18 protein-coding genes and 1 pseudogene are annotated in these 19,989 nt (G+C 33.2%); 12 read left to right on the top strand and 7 right to left on the bottom strand.

The genetic code is table 11. The features are described from left to right. The first annotated feature begins 502 nt into the window (after positions 1–502). The 9 genes from ACK1U5_RS14455 to ACK1U5_RS14415 all read left to right on the top strand — a co-directional run bounded on the left by ACK1U5_RS14455 (position 503) and on the right by ACK1U5_RS14415 (position 10,081). Complete coding sequence (locus tag ACK1U5_RS14455; RefSeq protein ID WP_098348088.1) at positions 503–883, top strand: hypothetical protein; 381 nt, start codon at positions 503–505, stop codon at positions 881–883. Between the two features lie 486 nt (positions 884–1,369). Next, positions 1,370–2,068 (top strand): response regulator transcription factor, encoded by a 699-nt coding sequence (locus ACK1U5_RS14450; protein WP_048567861.1) that lies wholly within the window; start codon positions 1,370–1,372, stop codon positions 2,066–2,068. Then, positions 2,061–3,146: a HAMP domain-containing sensor histidine kinase gene (locus ACK1U5_RS14445; protein ID WP_001074332.1), complete on the top strand. Its 1,086-nt coding sequence runs from the start codon at positions 2,061–2,063 to the stop codon at positions 3,144–3,146. Before ACK1U5_RS14450 ends, ACK1U5_RS14445 begins: the two co-directional genes overlap by 8 nt. 276 nt (positions 3,147–3,422) lie before the next feature. Further along, positions 3,423–4,523: an efflux RND transporter periplasmic adaptor subunit gene (locus tag ACK1U5_RS14440; protein WP_000859791.1), complete on the top strand. Its 1,101-nt coding sequence runs from the start codon at positions 3,423–3,425 to the stop codon at positions 4,521–4,523. Then, positions 4,520–5,194 carry an ABC transporter ATP-binding protein gene (locus ACK1U5_RS14435; protein ID WP_000609180.1) on the top strand — a complete coding sequence of 225 codons (675 nt, stop codon included), beginning with the start codon at positions 4,520–4,522 and terminating at the stop codon, positions 5,192–5,194. The genes ACK1U5_RS14440 and ACK1U5_RS14435 overlap by 4 nt, the downstream gene beginning before the upstream one ends. A 2-nt stretch (positions 5,195–5,196) precedes the next feature. After that, entirely contained in the window at positions 5,197–6,375 is a 1,179-nt protein-coding gene (locus ACK1U5_RS14430; protein ID WP_113710795.1) for an ABC transporter permease, read from the top strand. Positions 6,376–6,546: 171 nt separating this feature from the next. Beyond that, positions 6,547–7,317, top strand: a complete 771-nt coding sequence (locus ACK1U5_RS14425; protein ID WP_000859665.1) for an ABC transporter ATP-binding protein — start codon at positions 6,547–6,549, stop codon at positions 7,315–7,317. Positions 7,318–7,393: 76 nt separating this feature from the next. Continuing rightward, entirely contained in the window at positions 7,394–8,761 is a 1,368-nt protein-coding gene (locus ACK1U5_RS14420) for an FtsX-like permease family protein (RefSeq protein ID WP_448814826.1), read from the top strand. 312 nt (positions 8,762–9,073) lie between these two features. Further along, the gene (locus tag ACK1U5_RS14415; RefSeq protein WP_113710794.1) at positions 9,074–10,081 is read left to right on the top strand and encodes an MBL fold metallo-hydrolase; all 1,008 of its coding nucleotides are present in this window, start codon (positions 9,074–9,076) and stop codon (positions 10,079–10,081) included. Positions 10,082–10,219: 138 nt separating this feature from the next. Here the strand turns inward: ACK1U5_RS14415 and ACK1U5_RS14410 are convergent. Together ACK1U5_RS14410 and ACK1U5_RS14405 are read right to left on the bottom strand one after the other, a co-directional pair. Then, positions 10,220–10,674: pseudogene (locus tag ACK1U5_RS14410) on the bottom strand (IS3-like element ISBt2 family transposase); the annotation flags it as partial. A gap of 48 nt (positions 10,675–10,722) precedes the next feature. After that, positions 10,723–11,061, bottom strand: coding sequence for a winged helix-turn-helix transcriptional regulator (locus ACK1U5_RS14405; protein ID WP_000065115.1), 339 nt, complete (start codon positions 11,059–11,061; stop codon positions 10,723–10,725). Between the two features lie 169 nt (positions 11,062–11,230). On the opposite strand from ACK1U5_RS14405, the gene ACK1U5_RS14400 reads away from it, so the two are divergent. Continuing rightward, positions 11,231–11,770 (top strand): ester cyclase, encoded by a 540-nt coding sequence (locus ACK1U5_RS14400; RefSeq protein ID WP_000523324.1) that lies wholly within the window; start codon positions 11,231–11,233, stop codon positions 11,768–11,770. 23 nt (positions 11,771–11,793) lie between these two features. Further along, positions 11,794–12,342: an NAD(P)H-dependent oxidoreductase gene (locus tag ACK1U5_RS14395; RefSeq protein ID WP_000789179.1), complete on the top strand. Its 549-nt coding sequence runs from the start codon at positions 11,794–11,796 to the stop codon at positions 12,340–12,342. A 62-nt stretch (positions 12,343–12,404) separates the two neighbouring features. On the opposite strand, the gene ACK1U5_RS14390 is transcribed toward ACK1U5_RS14395, so the two are convergent. Then, on the bottom strand, positions 12,405–14,165 hold the full coding sequence (locus ACK1U5_RS14390; RefSeq protein WP_113710793.1) for an SgrR family transcriptional regulator: 1,761 nt from the start codon (positions 14,163–14,165) through the stop codon (positions 12,405–12,407). A gap of 83 nt (positions 14,166–14,248) precedes the next feature. Here ACK1U5_RS14390 and ACK1U5_RS14385 point away from each other — a divergent pair, with 83 nt between their 5' ends. Beyond that, positions 14,249–15,505 carry an MDR family MFS transporter gene (locus ACK1U5_RS14385; RefSeq protein WP_113710792.1) on the top strand — a complete coding sequence of 419 codons (1,257 nt, stop codon included), beginning with the start codon at positions 14,249–14,251 and terminating at the stop codon, positions 15,503–15,505. Between the two features lie 44 nt (positions 15,506–15,549). Here ACK1U5_RS14385 and ACK1U5_RS14380 read toward each other — a convergent pair whose 3' ends face one another. The 4 genes from ACK1U5_RS14380 to ACK1U5_RS14365 form a co-directional block, all read right to left on the bottom strand. Beyond that, entirely contained in the window at positions 15,550–15,753 is a 204-nt protein-coding gene (locus ACK1U5_RS14380; RefSeq protein ID WP_001063872.1) for a hypothetical protein, read from the bottom strand. A 291-nt stretch (positions 15,754–16,044) separates the two neighbouring features. Then, positions 16,045–16,560 (bottom strand): type 1 glutamine amidotransferase domain-containing protein, encoded by a 516-nt coding sequence (locus tag ACK1U5_RS14375; RefSeq protein WP_113710791.1) that lies wholly within the window; start codon positions 16,558–16,560, stop codon positions 16,045–16,047. A 23-nt stretch (positions 16,561–16,583) separates the two neighbouring features. Then, a complete protein-coding gene (locus ACK1U5_RS14370; protein ID WP_097814287.1) occupies positions 16,584–18,581 on the bottom strand; it encodes a catalase in 1,998 nt (665 codons plus the stop codon). Positions 18,582–18,770: 189 nt separating this feature from the next. Then, complete coding sequence (locus ACK1U5_RS14365) at positions 18,771–19,970, bottom strand: ABC transporter permease (protein WP_113710790.1); 1,200 nt, start codon at positions 19,968–19,970, stop codon at positions 18,771–18,773. Between the last annotated feature and the right edge of the window lie 19 nt (positions 19,971–19,989).

Genomic DNA, 19,989 nt, shown 5'->3' with positions numbered 1-19,989 from the left:
ATTTTATAAAAGTATTTTTCTTCAGTTTTAATAGTTTCATAAACTTAACTCCTGTTATTTCACTATTTTTCTACCTTGGATAAATTTCTTGTGTGAATATTTTACATATAAAATTATCTATTTACATTTTCTACCATAATTATACCTCTACAAACTAATATTGATTTCCTAATAATCCGTTTTAATATTAAAATCTTAAAAGTAATTAATCTTTTGTAGGAAGATATTTTTAAGCACATTTATTTTGCTTAAAGGTATCTTTAAATAGCATAAGTGAACAAGACTTGCTGGAAGTAATGAAATAAGAGCAATATTTAAAATAAGATTGCAAAATGCAGAGAGTTTAAAAATTTAATGAAAATTTTATATTTGCCCTACATTTTATTTAATTAATTTTCTCTATCTTATACATGTTGGAATTCATATAATACCTTTCTGTTAAAGAAGGAATTGTACTAAGTTACGCATTAGATAAAAAGTGATAATGAAAGGTAAATGTATAATGAAAAAAATAAAAAAGTTAATTGTTCCAATTAGCTTCAGTTTATTGCTAATTGGATGTAGCGGTAAAGAATTGAATGGGAATTGGAGATTAGCGGATAATGACACTACTTGTCCGGTTTCTTACCAGTTTGATAAAAAAATCGAAGTTAATCCAGAAAATAAAAAAAAGAAAACTATATGGTTAATAGAGATGCATACTCAAAAAATATCAAATGAATATAAAAATGCAGGGACATACACTTGGCTTGATAATGAATGGATAAATATTGATTACGGCAACAATTTTACTCAAAAACAAAAAATGGTACAAGATAAAGACAAATTAACAATTTATTTTCCATGGGTAGAAAAAGTATGTACGTATAAAAAAACAAAGTAGGATGCCTTCAAAATTATAGAAGAAACTATGGATTGATAAAGGAACTTTAGATGTATGGCTAAAAAGTAATCTAGATATTATATATATTTGATATGTATGTAATGGAATACGAGCTGGTTTTGCTTGTTATCTATTCAATGATACTTTATTCCAAACTTGACTGTATGCGATAAGTTCTATTTATAATGGAGCTACATTTTCAATGAGGGAAAATATTAGAATGATGCTAGTAAGGTATTTAAAAATATGCTTTATTAGAGACATTCTGCACTTTCCTTCTGAAAATGATAAGATTTCAATGTAGAAACGTGGAATTTTATAGCCATTCAAAAAATACTAAAAGAATTTGTCTTTTTAAGGGAATGATAGGAATTCAAACTATTTTCAAAAAGAATGAATTACACATTAGTAATTTTGCAGATGAAATTAATAGAGTAATCAATTTTTTTATTTGAATATAAGGAAAAAAAGAAGAGGTAGGATAAAATGAAGCCGATTACAATTCTAATAGCTGATGATGACTTGAAGATTGCTGAATTAATTGAAATACATTTAAAAAAAGAAGGATACCAGGTTGTAAAAGCAACTGATGGAGAAGCCGCAATTGAAATTATTCAATCGCAGGCAATTGATTTAGTGGTTTTAGACATCATGATGCCAAAAATGGATGGTTATGAGGTGACGCGTCAAATCCGTACTAAACAAAATATGCCAATTATTTTCTTAAGCGCGAAAACATCTGATTTTGATAAAGTGACGGGTCTTGTACTAGGTGCAGATGATTATATGACGAAACCTTTTACACCAATTGAATTAGTTGCACGTGTGAATGCTCAACTCCGCCGATTTTTTACGTTAAATCAGTCGAAAGTAGAAGAAACATCTGTTTTAGAGGCTGGAGGCATTGTTATTGATTTTGAGAAAAGAACGGTACATGTATACGGAGAACGAATTGATTTGACACCAAAAGAGTTTGATATTTTATATTTATTGGCAAGTCATCCGAAAAAAGTATATAGCCTTGAAAATATTTTTCAGCAGATATGGACAAATGATTATTATGATGATAACAATAATACAGTTACGGTGCATATTCGTACTTTACGAAAGAAACTTGGAGAAGATAAAAGGAAGAACAAGTTAATAAAAACGATATGGGGAGTAGGTTATACTTTCAATGGCTAAAATAGTAAAAAGTTTTAGGTTTAAAATGATTGCCTTGTTTGCACTAAGTATGATGTTAGCAGCTTTCGGAACATATATAATTTATAAAACATTAGGGTTCTCTTTTAGAATGATGGTTAGTCATGAAGACTATGTAGCAAATAGAGTGGTTGGGGGAAGTATTTATTTCTCTTTCCTTTCCTTCACTTTGCTATCTATTTTATTCTTTTTCTTTTTAACGAAACCTTATTTAAGGTATTTTGATGAAATTTCTAATGGCATTCATCATCTCTCTAAAGGAGATTTCACACATAAAGTTTATATTTCATCAAATGATGAATTCAGCGATATTGCACGCGCAATTAATATTGCAAGTGAAAAATTAAAAGAGGCGGTTGAACGAGGAGACTTTGCAGAAAGTAGTAAAGATCAACTTGTTGTTAACTTAGCTCATGATTTAAGAACACCATTAACATCTGTCCTAGGTTATTTAGATTTAATTCTCAATGAGAAAAACTTAACTGCGGAACAAATTAAATATTATTCTACAATTGCATTCGCAAAATCACAACGACTTGAAAGTTTAATTGATGAGTTATTTGAAATTACACGAATGAACTATGGTGTACAACAAATAGATAAAAAAAACATTAATATAAGTGAATTGCTCGTGCAATTAGATTTGGAATTATATCCATTATTAGAGAAAAATCAATTAGAGGCTAGATTACATGTTGCACCAAATTTAACTATCAACGGTGACGGGAATTTGTTAGCACGAGTATTTGAAAATCTTCTAACAAATGCGGTTCGATATGGAAATAATGGGAAGTTTGTTGATATGAATGGATACATTGAAGATGGAGACGTTGTTGTACAGATTATTAATTATGGAGAAAGTATACCAGAAGAAGAGTTACCTTATCTTTTTGATATGTTTTATACAGGTGATAAAGCAAGAACAGTACAGAAAAATAGTACGGGTCTTGGATTGTTTATTGCTAAAAATATTGTTGAGAAACATAATGGGAAGATTTCTGCAGAAAGTAATGTAGTGAGAACAATTTTTGAAGTGAGATTACCAAAAGAAGAGAATTGAAAAATTTAATAAATATTTAATTATTACCCCACTTTTTATTTAATTAATTTCTTCTATCCTATTTATAGGTTAGGCCAAAGAGAAATTACTAATAAAAGGTGGGGCTTTTTATATTGCGAAAAGTATACGCCTAGATTTTTATCACAATTTGATTTTAAAAGAGATATGTTAATACTTTGAAATCTAATTTATATATAATTTCTAAAAATGTTAACTAATTATACAAACGGAAATAATGGTCTCCAAAAATAAAGTACAAGAAATAGTGAGGATAATATGAAGACAGTAAATAAGGTAGTCATTGTTGGTGTATTAACAGTTGGTATAGGAGCTGGGGCTTATATGAATTTTGCCGGAAGTTCTGAACCAGTTATGACCTATAAAACATCTGAAGTACTAGAAAAACAAATCGAAAATAAGCAAAAGTTTGCTGGTGAAGTGATTCCAAATGGAATGGAGATCATTTCATTTGATCCAACAAAAGGTACGAATGAACTAGCTGTTAAAAAAGGCGATGAAGTAAAGAAAGGACAGCTTCTGTTTAAATACAATGATCCAACTGTTAAACAAGGTGTAACAGAAGTGGAAATGCAAAAGAAAATTGCACAAAAAGAAGTAACATTACAACAAAAACAAATTGATGCAGCAAAACAAAAGCTACAAAAAGATAAAAATGCTGGTCTTCCTGCAGAAGCAGTAAAAGCGTCAGAGATTGAAATTCAACAATTAGAATCACAGCTTGAAATGAAGAAGTTTGAAGTAGAAAAAGCGGATGAAATGATTAAAGTAGCAAAAGAGAAAGTAAACACACTTTCTGTTATGAGTCCTGCTGACGGTGTAATTGATGATATTATTACAGCTTCTAATGAAAGAAACGGTATGAGCGGAATTACACTTCGCCATGCAGGTCCATTTAAAGTAGCAGGTCAAATGTCTGAATTTGAACTTGCTAATGTAAAAATTGGACAAGAAATAACAGTTTCATCAAAAACTGTAGCGGGTAAAACATGGACAGGAAAAGTAACAGAAATTGGTTCTACACCATTAAAAAGTATGGATGAAAACAAAACAGTTTCTAGTTATCCATTTACTGTGACGTTAGACAATAGTGAAGGCTTACAAAATGGTTTCCACGTATACGTAGAAACTAAATCAGGCGAAGCAAAGGGTACAGTCATTCCAAAGACCAGTATTTTAAAAAAAGGTGATAAAAACGTTGTCTTTGTTGTAAAAGACGGAAAAGCAAAAGAACAAGTTGTTACGGTTGAATTTGAAACAAGTAATGAAGCAAAAATTTCCGGAGTGAAAAAAGGAGAAAAAATTATCTCTAGACCTACTGTAAATCTAAAAGATGGTATGGAGGTTGCCACGCAATGATTAATTTACAAGGCATTACAAAATCTTTTCAAAATGGTGAAGAATCCATTCAAATATTGCACGGAATTGATGTAACGCTAAATCAGGGAGATTTCACTTCTATCATGGGGCCTTCTGGTTCTGGTAAATCAACATTAATGAATATTATTGGGTGTTTAGATAAGCCTACGACAGGTTCCTATGAATTAGCTGGACAAAATATTTCAAACATGTCTGAAACCGAGCTTGCGCATGTTCGTAATAAAGAGATTGGATTCGTATTTCAAAACTTCATGTTACTGCCACGACTTACAGCGTTGCAAAACATTGAATTACCACTTATTTATGCGGGAGTCGATAAAAAGGAAAGACAAGAGCGTTCATTAGCAGCCTTAACAAAAGTTGGTTTAGCTGATCGCGCTACCCACTTTCCAAATGAATTGTCAGGTGGACAAAAACAACGCGTTGCAGTTGCACGCGCAATTGTAAATAACCCGAAATTTATTTTGGCAGATGAACCAACAGGTGCACTAGATACGAAAACAAGTGAACAAATTGTAAATCTATTTTATGAATTAAACAAGCAAGGTTCAACGATTATTATGATTACTCACGATCGTGAAATCGGGGAAGCCGCAGCACGTCAAATCGTTATTCGTGACGGAAACATTGTTCAGGATTGGAGAGAATAAAATTGAATATACATGAAAATATACGTATGGCTATCTCTTCTATCTTTGCCCATAAAATGAGATCTATTTTAACGATGCTGGGAATTATTATTGGAATCAGTGCGATTATTACAATTCTCGCAACGGGGGATGGAAATACTGCAAAGATGCAAAAAGAGATTGAAGAGAGCCGCCATATGGATGAAATTAATATAGAGTATATCAACCCAGATTTTCCGCTGGAAATAGCGAAGATTACACCAGATATGGTAAAGCAATTAGAAGTAATACCAGGTGTAAAGGATGTGTACCCACATGTAAATATGGACGTAAAAGCATATGTAGGTTCAAAAGAAGCTTCTCTTAATTTAAATGTGGGAACAGGTAATTTTATGCAGGATCACAAACTACGAATGATACATGGGCGTGAGTTAACAGAGACTGAGCTGGAAAAACCAATTCCTGTTTTGATTATCAGTGAAGCTCTATTTAAAAAACTATATGATACATGGGAAAATGATTTATATATAGATATAAAAGGAAAACCATATAATATTGTCGGGGTGTACAAATATGATAATATATGGCAATCAAATGTGTATGCAGGATATACCTCGGTTGACAATGCACCGTTGATCTCAGGTGTTGAGGAATATAATGCAGTGACCATTAAGTTATCTTCTTCTAGCGAGCGAGAAATTGTAGGGAAACAAGCTGTATCTGTATTAAATGGATTGAAACCACCAGAATTTGAGCATCTATTTACAGTAGAGGATGAGACAAAAAACGATTTGGTCGTAGAAGAATCATTAGATACGATGAAAATGGTATTCACTGGTGTTGCTGGAATCTCTTTAATCGTAGGTGGTATTGGTGTGATGAATATCATGCTTGTATCTGTTACAGAGCGTACACGTGAAATAGGTGTTCGAAAAGCACTTGGTGCAACGAGAAGGGAAATATTAATGCAATTTCTTATTGAAGCTTGTATTTTAACAGCATTAGGTGGAGTAATTGGTTTTGTGTTAGGTATTTTCTTTGCTTGGGTATCGGCAATCGTAGGTGGATGGCCACTTGTTATTTCTGTAAATCTCGGTCTACTATCTGTTGGAATATCTATATTGATTGGCATTGCCTCTGGTATACTTCCAGCAAATAAAGCAGCTAAACTAGACCCAATTGATTGTCTACGATATGAATAATAGTTGTAGGTGAAAGATAAGATATTTTAGAAAAGAGTAAATACCCCTATGAGTATTTACTCTTTTTAAAAATAAGGATTTTCATGATATAAGCAAAAATTTAAACAATCTTAATTCTAATTTTATATAGATTTCTTGGCTGTAAATACTAAGAGGAGAGAGGAATATAAAATGAAAACAGTGCTAGAAGCAAAAAATATTAAAAAAGTATATGACACAGGTGGAAATACATTTGAAGCGTTAAAAGGGATTAACTTACAAGTAAAAGAAGGAGAATTTGTTGGAATTATGGGCCCTTCTGGTTCAGGTAAGACAACTCTATTAAATGTTCTTTCGACAATTGATCATGTGACGAGTGGTGAGATTTTAATAGATGGAAAAGATATTGTAAAAATGAGTGATGATACGTTGGCATTATTTCGGCGCAATCATTTAGGTTTTATTTTTCAAGATTATAACTTATTAGATACGTTAACGGTCAAAGAAAATATCGCATTGCCTCTCGCTTTATCAAAGGTGAAGGTTAGTGAAATTGATCGGCTTGTTCTTGAAATCTCTAAGAAGTTTGGCATGGATCATATCTTAAGTCAATACCCATATCAAGTATCTGGGGGACAGAAACAACGCTGCGCAGCATCACGTGCCATGGTTACGAATCCGAGTATGATTTTTGGGGATGAGCCAACTGGGGCGCTTGACTCTAAATCAGCAACGGATTTATTAGAAAGTATGAAGTCATTAAATGAATATGATAACTCAACCATATTAATGGTAACGCATGATGCGTTTGCGGCAAGTTATTGTAAACGAGTGATTATGATTAAAGATGGTGAATTATATAAAGAATTACACCGTGGAGAATTAACACGTAAGCAATTCTTCCAACAAGTCATTGATGTAATGTCTTCCATTTCTGAAGATAAGGCTGATGATCTTATCTAATATGGCCATTTATAACATAATGTGTGATTAAAATAATGTATATTTTGTAGAAATAGTTTTTAGGAGGTTAAAATAAATGATTTTAATTGAAATCGTTCAACGAAATATAAGGCGAAATTTTAAGGAGTATATACTTTATTTTATATCTTTAGCTTCGAGTATGCTGATTTATTTTATATTTGCGTCACTTCGATATAGTACGCAAATAAAAAAAGAAATGCTTAATAATGTAATGATTAATAGTGTTCTTCAGTCTTCAAAAGTGATACTCATTATTTTTATAGCCATATTTATTATTTACTCTACTAATTTTTTTATAAGAAAACGTAAAAAAGAGATAGGGTTATATTCTTTACTAGGTATTACTAAAAAACAAATTGGTACGATGTTATTTTGTGAAACATTAATAATGGGGGGCGTAGCTTTAATAGTTGGGATATTGATTGGCAGTATAAGTTTTAAGTTATTTTTAGAACTTCTAATGAGTTTGATGAAATTAAATGTGCCAATTACGTTCGAGTTATCTATAAAGGCCATAATAGACACAATTATTGTTTTTTTATCGATTCTATTATATACAGCTTGGAAAAACTCGCGCTTAATTTATCAATTTCCATTAATTGAAATGTTCCAAGCGAATCATAAAGGAGAGAGTATGCCAAAAGGATCTAAATATTTGGCATATATAGGTCTTATTTTAATTGGCTTTGGTTATGTTTTAGCATTCTTTTTTCGCGAAGTCGTAAAATTTGTGCAGAACCCTGAGGACCCTATGCGTCCGCTAATGGATCCTAAAATAATCCCGTTATGTATTTTGATTGCGATTGTTCTTGCAACCTACTGTCTATTCACGTCTTATACAGTTATTGTATTAAAGAAAATTAAAAGTAAGAGCAATATCTATTTTAACGGTATGAATATACTAAATATTTCACAGTTGTTATATCGAGTAAAAGGAAATGCCAAATTACTTGCGACTATTGCTATCTTAAGTGCCACAGCTTTAACGGCTGTTAGTACAGTTGTATCAGGATATTATGTAGGGCAATCTGAAACAAATGAAGATTTTATGCAACTGTATGGAGTTACATTATTTATTGGAAGCTTTTTAGGAATTATATTTGTACTAGCAACTGGTTCTATTATTTATTATAAACAACTATCTGAAGCACATGCTAATCAGAAATACTATGAGGTTCTTCGTAAGATAGGTGTTACGAAAAAAGAAGTAAGAAAGTCAATTTCTAACCAAGTTAGCTTTAGTTTTATTTCACCTATAATAGTCGGACTTACTCATAGCTTATTTGCTTTACCAATAATAAACAACATGCCTATATACAGTATTATGATTCCTATTTCCATTAGTTCTATTGCATATTGCATAATCTATTTTGGATATTATATATTAACTGTTAATTCGTATTTTAGAATTGTGTATAAATAATAAATTCTTTTGATATTGCGTAATAAAATTAGGAAATACAACCTATCAAGTTCTAAAGAATAATGAAATGAACAAAAGCCGATACCCTTAACGTGTAGGGAATCGTTTTTTTCTATATGGGGTACCGCCACATCGCTATCAAGCTAAGAAAACAAAATTCCTCCTAAAATGAAAAAATAAGCTATTCTTTCTGTAGAATCGTAGGAAAGGATGGCGTTTTTTAATTTTTATAGATACTTTGTGGTAACCTCAAGTAGGAGGATTTAGCACAGTCAAATAATAATATCTTTTGTCTAGAAAGGAGAATGTTTTTTGAAATATAAATTAAGAAAAAAATTAAGCGTGTTTTTTATAGGAGTACTAGTACTAGTACTAATCGCTTCTATTTTCGTTTATTATAAGTTTTTAACACCTTCAGCAGATATTCAACAATACAAGGCATATTATGCTCCAAAAACAACACAAAAAGTATTGAATCACGGTGAGGTAAAGGTCACATTCTTAGGAACATCATCTTTACTATTTGATGATGGAAATACGCAAGTAATGATTGATGGTTTTATTTCTAGGCCATCCTTACCAAAAATATTGTTCAGCAATATAAAAACAGATGAAGATACTGTGGATAAAATTTTTAATCAAATAGGGGCTGATAATAATAAACTTAAGGGATTATTTATTGCACATACACATTATGATCATGCGTTTGATTTAGCTTATATAGCTAAACGAACTGGAACACATGTATATGGTTCAGAGTCAGCAATTAACATAGGTATTGGTGGTGATATAAATAAGAACCAGATGTCTGTATATGAAGTAAATAGGGCTATGAAGTTTGGTGATTTTACTGTTACTGTCCTTCCATCGAAACATTCACCAACCTTTGATGAAGGAGAAAAAATAAAAAAGCCACTTAAACAACCAGCTAAAGCACTAGACTATCATGAAGACTCTTCATATGATTACTTGATTACGTATAATAATAAAACTTTCCTTGTTAAACCAAGTGCTAACTATATAGAAGGTGTATTAGATGATATTCGAGCTGATGTCCTGTTTTTAGGAATAGGGGGATTAGGAAAGCAGGAAAGTGCTTTCCTAAATATGTATTACGAGCAAACTGTACGAAAAGTACAACCGAAGCTTGTTATTCCAATACATTGGGACGATTTCACCAAACCATTGACAGATACTCTTGAAGCAATGCCTAAATATGCGGACAATACTAAAAATGGATTAGATTTTATAATTCAAAGGACAAAAGCAGATAAAATTGATCTTCAAATACTACAAGGTGTTAGAAGTATTTACTTCTAAAAAAGGATCCACCACACCTCTATCAAGTTAAGAAACATAAAAAAACGATAATAATGAAATTCCGTGCTAAAAAAGCTACAAAATTTTCGTTTAGGGGCAATCTGTTCTGTTAGCTTGATGGCGATGTGTCTGTACCCCTATATCATCTTTCAGATCTTCCGTTCGTTGTAATGAGCGATAAAATATGGAACGGGGTAATTCTAATACGTTACGCAATTCTTTTACTGTTATTTTTGTTTGTACATTTTTCCATAAAGTAACTACAGTTTCTGATTTCAGCCCCTTTCGATTTCCAGATACTTTCCCCATACAAGTAATTTTGTTTTAGGTGTTTATTTTCTATACGTAGCTATTCTAATTCACTGAGCTCTTTTGGTCTTTTTCCATAAGAATATTGTTTTCCTACAGGTTGTGGAAACCGATACGTTTGATCTGTACGATACCATTTCATTTCATTTCATCTATGTCTTAATTTGGGAAACATTTTTAATTCCGAGTTTCTCCATAATGGTCCGATTGGAATACCCATCCTTTTTCATTTCAATCACTTTCCACTTTACTTCTTCTGGGTAATGAACTCTTATTTTTTTCATGTACCACTATTCGGGTTCACTTCACTTTAACGGTAAGGCTTTTTTGTTTTATAAGCTTAATCCAAACCGTTTTAATTCAATAAAAATCCCCTCTAATTGCTTTCCTTTATCCGTTAATGTGTACTCTACACGAGGCGGAACTTCTGGATATACTTTTCTCGTTATAATGCCTTGAGACTCTAATTCTTTTAGTCGAAGTGATAATGTTTTTGGACTAATACCATCCATTGATTTTTGTAAATCACTAAAGCGTAATGTTCCTTCGATAAGAAGATCACGAATGATTAAAAACGTCCATTTTGTACTAATTACATCAAGCGTTTTAGCGATAGGGCAAGGTATGCCCGGTAAACCTTTCGTTAATTCAACTGGATCTATATTGCTCATGGAACTAGCCTCCATAAAATTTTTTTGGATGAATTTGCTTTATAGTATCACAAAACTATACTTTTGGTAACTATATGAAAAAAATATCACTACTTCCATAAAGGAAGTTAGTGCATATACAATAGCAATACGAAACAAAAAGGATTTATATAAGGAGGTGGTGATTTCCATGGGGTTAAAAAAGTTACTTGGATTTCTTAGTTTGTTTGTTATTTGTATTGTGCTTGTAGCATGTGGTGTGGAACAAAAAACTGAAGTTCAGTTATTAAAAGAAATGCCAAAGCCAAAAGCAATGACAATTGATCCCTCACTAAGTAAAAAAGAAGCGACAGAAATGGTTCATGCGGCGCAGCGTTTTTATGCATTTTGGGATACAGGTAAGGAGGAACTTATTCCGCAGACTGTTACTAAAGATTTCTTCGATAATACATTGCCGAAAGGGCGACCACAAGGCATTGAAGGATTAAAGTTTGCAGCGCAAAATTTTCGTAAAGTTGTGCCTGATATACATTGCGAGATTGAAGACTTATTAGTTGTTGGTGATAAAGTAACGGCCCGTCTTTCTTTTACAGGAACGCATAATGGTAAGAAAATTAATTTTTTTGCAATTGATATTTTACATGTGAAAGACGGAAAGATAACAGACGATTGGCATTTAGAAGATAATCTTACACTACAGCAGCAACTCGGCTTAATAGCTGAAGAGTAGATCATATAGGGGAGAGAAAAACGATGAAAAATATATTTATTATAAATGGACATGAAAAATACGGTACAAAGGAAGGACGATTAAATAAAACGTTAGTAGATTATATGGTTACTGTATTAGGCGAGAATCATCATGTGAAAACAACAACGATTCAAGATGGTTACAATATTAAAGAAGAACAAGATAAGTTTTTATGGGCTGATGTTGTGATTTATCAAACACCAATTTACTGGTTTAGTGTTCCAGGCTTATTTAAAACGTATATGGATGAAGTATATGAATACGGTTTGTTCTTTAAAGGTGCAGATGAATATGGAACAGGTGGTTTATTAAAAGAGAAAGAGTATATGTTCTCTACAACTTGGAATGCACCTGAAAAAGCATTTGGAGATAAGACAAAGTTCTTTGAAGGAGAAAGTTTAGAATCAGCGCTTAGTCATTTACATCGCGTGCAAAAGTTTCTCGGTATGAGTCCGTTAAAGAGTTTTGCTTGTTATGATGTGGTGAAGAATCCGGATATAGAGAAGTTTTTAGTGAACTTGAAAGATCACTTAGATGGAGTAATTAAATAATAGTATGTGAAGAAGGTACTGCTAAGGATGTAGTACCTTCTCCTTTTATAATGACTCACATTTTAAGACATGGATGGCTGTATCCATAACTTCGCAAAATTTGCCCAACCGAATGAATCAATTGTTACGTTTTTTAAAGAAGAAGGGTATGTTTTTCTTTTTAAAACGTGATAGTTAAATAAAATGATGTGTTCTGCTTGTAAAAACTCTTCAATCTCATACATGAGTTCATAACGCTTTTCTTTATTTTTTTCTAGTAAAAATGTATCTAGTAAACAGTTAATTTGTTTTTCGTAGTGCGGGTCCATGAACCGATTTACGAAGCAACTTTTATTTTTAAATACATTTAAGAATGCAATTTCATGATTGGCAGCAAATACTTCTCCCATGAAAATAATATGAGCATGTTTATCAATAGAGCGATTCATATAATCTGAAACGGGAAATGGGTGAAGCTCTACTTGTATACCTAAACTTTCACATCGTTCTTTTAAGAAATACGCATCATTTGCACTATCTTTAAATGCGAAGAAGTAAATATGTATCGTTTCTCCATTATATGTACTCTTTTTCAAATACTCTTTTGCCTTTTCTAAAGAGTAGGATCTTCTTGTTGCAAGGCGGCTTCTATCAGGGAAAAAGCTTGATGCAGCAATTGTCCGTCTACCCTCTATGTTACGAAGTATCATTTCAACATCATATAGTTCTCTCCAAGCTTTTCGAAAGTAAATGTCGTGATGAGGACCAGGTTTTGTAAAGTTGAAGCTAGCATAAATACAACCTATTTCTTCTATTTGTATATCATGCCTTTCATTTTCCTCTTCGTTTGGTAGTTCATAATCAGCATCTATTTGCACATGGTCAGGAATACCCCAAAATTCAATACGGTCTAATAACGCGCGCTCTTTAAAATAATGGGTGAACGCTTCGAGTATGATATTATCTTCAGAGTAATGAGCAAGTTTGAAAGGTCCAGTACCTATATAATGATGATTTTGAATACTCGTATCACGCGGTAAAATTGCGAGCTGCATTGAACTTACATAGTGTAAGAAAAATAAATTTGGTTTTGCTAAATGGAATCGAATTTGCAGTGGTGATGGTGTTTCAATTTCAACAATTTCTTCTGTTAACCATTCGAAAGGGGATTGAACTTGCTTTAGTCTTTCAAATGAAAACTGTACATCTTTAGAAGTTAAAATTGATTCATTGTGAAAATATATATCTTTTCGTAAATAAAAGGTCCACGTAAGTCCATCTTCACTTAATTCCCACGTATGCGCAATGTGAGGCTCCATTTTTTCAGTAACATCGTTATAGACAACTAACGTATCAAAAATTTGACTCGTAAGATGACTCTCTGTAGTTACAGCCACAAAAGCCGGATCTAATGGGAATATCTTTCTCGATATAGGAATCTTTAATACGTCGTACATATCATTTGAAGGTTCGTATCCAAAATGATGATGTAGTTTATTTTCTATCTTTTTTTGAAGTGCAAGGGGTAGGGGTTCTTTTAAAAGAAGAAAGATATCTTTTAATTTTTCTTGTGCTAACAGTTCATCTGTATAGGACTCAATCGCTTCTACGAAATTATGTATAAATAGAATTTCCGTTTTATTTCCGCGGCCTCGCCCTGGAGTCCAGCTAATTAATTGCTCCTCGCTCATTTTCTTTAATAAAATCTTTACGTTTTTCGTACTGCAATATAAAACATCCGCTAATTCTTGTAAGCTATTTCGCATATGTTGTTGATCTTGTGCATGTAGTCTTAGTCTAATGTAATAGTCCATAATTTTCATATATACACTTCCTTCTATCATAAAAGGGGAAACTCTTTAGAATATTCTAACCTTTTTCTTCCTTTTTTTCAAAGTAAAATAAGTAAGCATAAGGAGGGGAAACAATGGGATTTTGGAGTATGCATCGAAATATAAAAATTAGAATTATAACATCGTTTTTAACACGTACTGTGTCCACGATGATTTTTCCATTTATGGCGATTTATTTTTCCGTAAAGTTAGGTAGCGCGATTGCTGGTGCGTTACTACTTATTAATGTCATAGCTTCATTAGTAATTGGTTTATACGGTGGATATGTTGGAGACCGGCTTGGGCGTAAAAAGGTTATGATTATCGGTCAAAGTATACAAGTCATTTCCATTGCTTGTATGGGAGTTGCGAATTCGGATTACGTTGACTCACCGTGGTTAACATTTATCTTTATGCTAGTGAATAGTTTAGGGTCTGGACTTATGAATCCTGCGACAGAGGCGATGTTAATTGATGTGAGTACACTTGAAAATCGAAAAGTGATGTACAGCATTAATTACTGGGCTATTAACTTATCCATTGCAATTGGAGCGATATTTGGTGGATTACTATTTGAAAACTATAGATTACAATTGTTTATCGTATTAACTCTTGTTGCCATTATGACTTTATATGTGATGGCTGTGTATATGGAAGAAGTGTATGTAGCACGAAAAACGATGGAGAAGAAAAATGTATTAAAAGATATGGCAGATAGTTATAAAGTCGTGATGAAAGATAAAGCATTTTTAATTTTTTGTGCAGCGAGTATATGTACATTATCGTTAGAGTTTCAAATTAATAATTATTTAGGGGTACGTTTGCAGAAGGAATTTGAAACGGTTCACTTTTTATTCGGGAATGGTTTTACGTTTGATTTAACAGGGATTCGCATGTTGAGCTGGATTTCTGCAGAGAATACAATTTTAGTTGTGTTATGTTCAGCACTTCTTATTAAAATGCTGAAAAGCTTCAACGATTTGAAAATCTTATATGTAGGCTTATTTATTTACACGATTGGATTTACAATACTCGGAACGAGCAATAGCTTATGGATTTTATTAATTGCAGGGCTTTTCCAAACGGTAGGCGAGATGATGTATGTGCCAGTGCGTCAATCTATTATGGCAGATATGGTGCCAAATGAGGCAAGAGGTTCTTATATGGCGATTAACGGAATGGTCTTTCAAGTTGCAAAAATGAACGGGGCATTAGGTGTTATGCTAGGTTCATTTATTGCATCTTGGGGCATGAGTGCTCTGTACTTTATCGTTGGTATGAGCAGTATTTTATTATTTATGAAGGCGATAGGGAAAGAGAAGTATGAGGGGGAGGTTTCTCAGATTGGATAAAACGATATGAAAAGCGATGCTAGAAATCGCTTTTCATATGGCTTTTAAAACGGATCAACTTCAGCTAAATCAGGATTGCTATTTGGGTTTGTTAATAAGACTTTCAGCTCACCTACTTCAGAGAGCGCAACGAGGATATAACCACTAATAAGGACGACGAGTCCGATGACCCTTAATGTTTGCAGTGTAATATCACGGCTATTGTTTTCGGAGTTGTCTTGGGGCGTTGAAGGTGGATTGTTATTCATAAATAGGGCTCCCATCTTTTGTATTTATATATGTGCGAAATCATTATTTAACTTATGGATAGGAATTATATAGTCATTTTCACTATATGAGAAATGCCTATGAAAAGTGATAAGGAATTTTGGGGCGAGAAAAGGGGGGAATCCAAAAGATTATTAAAACTGAACTTTTGGATTCCCCTCTTTTTATTTATCTTGCTATTTGTGGTGGTCGGATTTCCTGTAAACGACCAGTTGGTGAGGGCTAATTAATTATTTTCATGTAAATACAAGGAGGTTAGTTAACCAAAGTAGTTATCCTAATATACGCAACGATTCTTCAATAAACGCTGGGATGTCCTCTGGCTGTCTACTTGTTACTAGCTGATTTTGACATACGACAACCTCTTTGTCATGAAAGTTCCCGCCGGCATTTTTCAAATCGACTTCAATAGATTTATATCCAGTTACATCGCGTCCTTCAAGTGTTTGTGCAGTGGTGAGTAGCTGAGGTCCGTGACAAATAGCGAAAACAGGTTTTTCCGCATCCATAAATGCTTTACTAAAGTGAACAAAACGTTCATCGGCACGAAGTATATCTGGAGAAAATCCACCCGGTATGAAGAGGGCATCAAAGTTCTCTGGAGAAACATCATCAATACTTTTATCAATCACGACTTCACTTTTTCCTTGCTTACCGTGTACCGTTTTCCCTTTTTCCATTTCAATAGTTGTGAATTCATATCCCTTTTGTTTAAAAGCTTCTACTGGCTCTGTGTATTCTGTATCCTCGAAATAATCCGTTATTAAAATAGCAATTTTTTTACTCATTCTAATCCGCTCCTTATATTATATTATCGGCTCCAGAATCTTCCTTGGGCAATGCCTTCTATAAATGATTCAATTGAAGTATTTGTTAAGTTGTAAACTCCTGCTCCATCCAGTTTAATCTTACTATGGTCCAAAGCATGAGGATTACTAAGGACATGAGCTATCGGTTTAAAATGTTTAAAAGTAGTTTCTGCAAATTCTAAAACAGGGGGTTGAATGACAGACTCACTACTAAACACTAATACTGCATCAAAAAGGGAGGAGTCTGTTGTTGTATAAGTATCAGTTACTTTAATGGAATCATTGAACTGATAAATTTTATTATCTATGATACTATAGTTAATTCGGTGTTGTACAAAAGCTTGAATCCATTCGGACAGAAGTGAGACGCTTGGATCACCATTTAATAGAATTGCAACATTTTTGGAATCAGATTTAAAAATAGTATTGGACATACTTAGTGCAGGTGATTTTGCATCTGAATTTACTTCGTGATTTTCCTTAGGTAAAGGAGCTCCAATAATGTTAGCGACTTCTTGTGCTAATTGACGATCGACGTGGTTTAAGAGAGCAATTACATTTGCCTTCACCATGTCTGATTTACACTTCCCAACTTCAAAGCAAAAAGCTTCTTTTATGTGCTGCTTTTCAATAGGGCTCATACTATTGTAGAAAAGTTTAGCCTGAGAATAAAAGTTAAGAAAGCTTTTACTGCGACCTCTAATTTTATGCCCATCAATCTTTTCTTGATAATGTTCATATCCTCCTTGTTCGGCTTGGACGGTTGCAGGTTGATTGTTATTTAATCCATTAGGATGATAGCTTGTTTGACCGCGATGAATCTGCATTTGATGCATACCATCACGTTGATTATTATGAAAAGGACATACAGGCTGATTAATAGGAATTTGATGGAAATTAGGGCCCCCTAAACGAGATAATTGTGTATCTGTATAGGAGAATAATCTTCCTTGCAGAAGAGGGTCATTTGAAAAATCAATACCTGGTACGACATGACCAGGGTGAAAAGCTACCTGCTCTGTTTCAGCAAAGAAGTTATCAACATTTTTGTTCAGTGTCATTTTACCAACTAATTTTACGGGAACTTCTTCTTCTGGCCATAATTTCGTTGGATCTAAAATATCAAAATCAAATTTATGTTCATCTTCTTCTGGAATTAGCTGTAATCCAAGCTCCCATTCAGGATAATCCCCTTTTTCAATTGCTTCGTATAAATCTTGACGATGAAAATCAGGATTTTTCCCGGCAATCTTTTGAGCTTCATCCCATACTAATGAATGAATCCCGAGGGTAGGTTTCCAGTGAAACTTTACGAAATGGGCTTTTCCTTCTGCGTTAATGAGTCGAAATGTGTGAACTCCAAAACCTTCCATCATTCGTAAACTACGCGGAATAGCTCGGTCGCTCATTTGCCACATGACCATATGAGTGGACTCAGGATTATGAGCAACAAAGTCCCAAAAGGTATCATGAGCGCTAGCTCCTTGAGGAATATCATTATGTGGTTCTGGTTTAACTGCATGGACAAAATCAGGAAATTTAATAGCATCTTGGATAAAGAATACTGGCATATTATTACCCACTAAATCATAGTTTCCTTCATCTGTATAAAATTTTGTGGCGAATCCGCGTACATCTCTTACTGTGTCGTTGGATCCTTTAGAACCTTGAACGGTTGAGAACCGTACAAATACAGGTGTTTTCTTTGAAGGATTAGTAAGAAAATCTGCTTTCGTATATGTTTCTAAAGATTCATAAAGCTGAAAATAACCATGAGCGCCAACCCCGCGTGCATGAACAATCCTTTCGGGAATTCGTTCGTGATCAAAGTGGGTCATTTTCTCACGAAAGTGAAAATCCTCCATTAAGGTTGGGCCTCTTAAGCCCATCTTTAAAGAAAATTCATCTTCAGCTATTTTTACCCCTTGATTTGTTGTTAAAGCATGTTTGCATTGATTGTCAGTAACGTGATGCTTCAATTGTTCCGTTTTTTTATTCACAATATAGGCCCCTCCTTTACTCTGTTAATTAATAGATACCCTTTTTATTAGGTCGTAAACATGTATTATCGTTTTTGTATGTAAAAATCATAAAATATCGGTTGTTTCAGTGATTCTTGTTTGAGGAAGCAAAATAAAAAAGCCAAGGATAATTTATTTTCTCCTTGGCGTTTAAGATATTTCTTTTCGTTAAAACGAAGAAACGCGTTGCTTCGTTTTTGGTACAATAATAAATTTGATCCAGAGTAACCCGACAATCATAATGATAAGGCTATGTAAAAATTGACCTGTAGCAATGAGTATAACACTCGAAAATACAATGAGTTGAATACTTAGCAATATAAAGATTAAGCTAAGAAATTGTTTCATTCTTTCTTCAGTATGGATTGGATATAATGCTGCAATAATATTTCCCGAAAAATATTTCCATAGTGAACGAAGCTGCATAGAGATCATATATAGAACGATGTAAGTGATAGCACCTTTTACGTATATATTTGGTATGAAATATAAGGCGAAAGCACCGATCAATCCTAAGCGAATATATATACCGAAATAATCATTTCCACGTAAAAATGCTAGTGTATGTAAGTAGAAGAAAGTTGCTCGTTTTTTATGTAATAAAGGTTCAATCCAATTTGTAAGCCATTTTCTTTTATTTACTTGTTTATTCAGTTGCGGAACATCTGTGAAAATGCTAGCAAATTGATAAAAACGAACGTTCATTTTTTCTTCTTGCTCAATTATGTAATCCCACGGTATTCGTTTTGTAGGCTGTTTTTTCGTATATAGAAGTAGGAAAGCAAGTAGTAAGAGTAGTCCGCCCAATATGAGAACATTTGCGGAATAAAACAGCATGTAAATGATTAGGGCGTTACAAGTAATACGAATGATCAGCCATATATTTTTTTCGTGACTATCACGCCACATCCAATGTATGTACATGTTCCAGGCTTTCGTAATCATTAACACGATAAAGATTGTACATAAAAAAGGTACAGTTAATTGTAATGATTGCATAGCAAGTGGAACGAGAATAAGGAACGTAAATAACAATGGGAAAAGCTGAATGATGTAATTGTATAGAAGAGATTTGTTGAAATAAGATGTTAATTTCTCTTCTAGTGCTAGTAAATAGACAGCATCAGGTTTTTGAATAAATGTACGGATAGGGCATCTCGTTATAAGGAATGTAAGTACAATCGTTATAATTATTAAAGATATTCCTTTAGAAGGAGATGCTTTTAGAAACTGAGCATAATAATATGCGCCAACGCATGAAATAAAGATAAAGCTATATAGTAAACCGTTAATCATACGTGCAAAGTATGTAATGATATTTTGAATATGTTGTTGGAAGCGACTGCTCCATAGCGATTCGATTGACATGTTTTTCACCTCTTTGTTC

This window comes from Bacillus sp. XB1 (genome assembly GCF_053557995.1).
The sequence above is the reverse complement of the archived record's forward strand: the minus strand, read 5'-3'. Positions and strand labels throughout refer to the sequence as shown.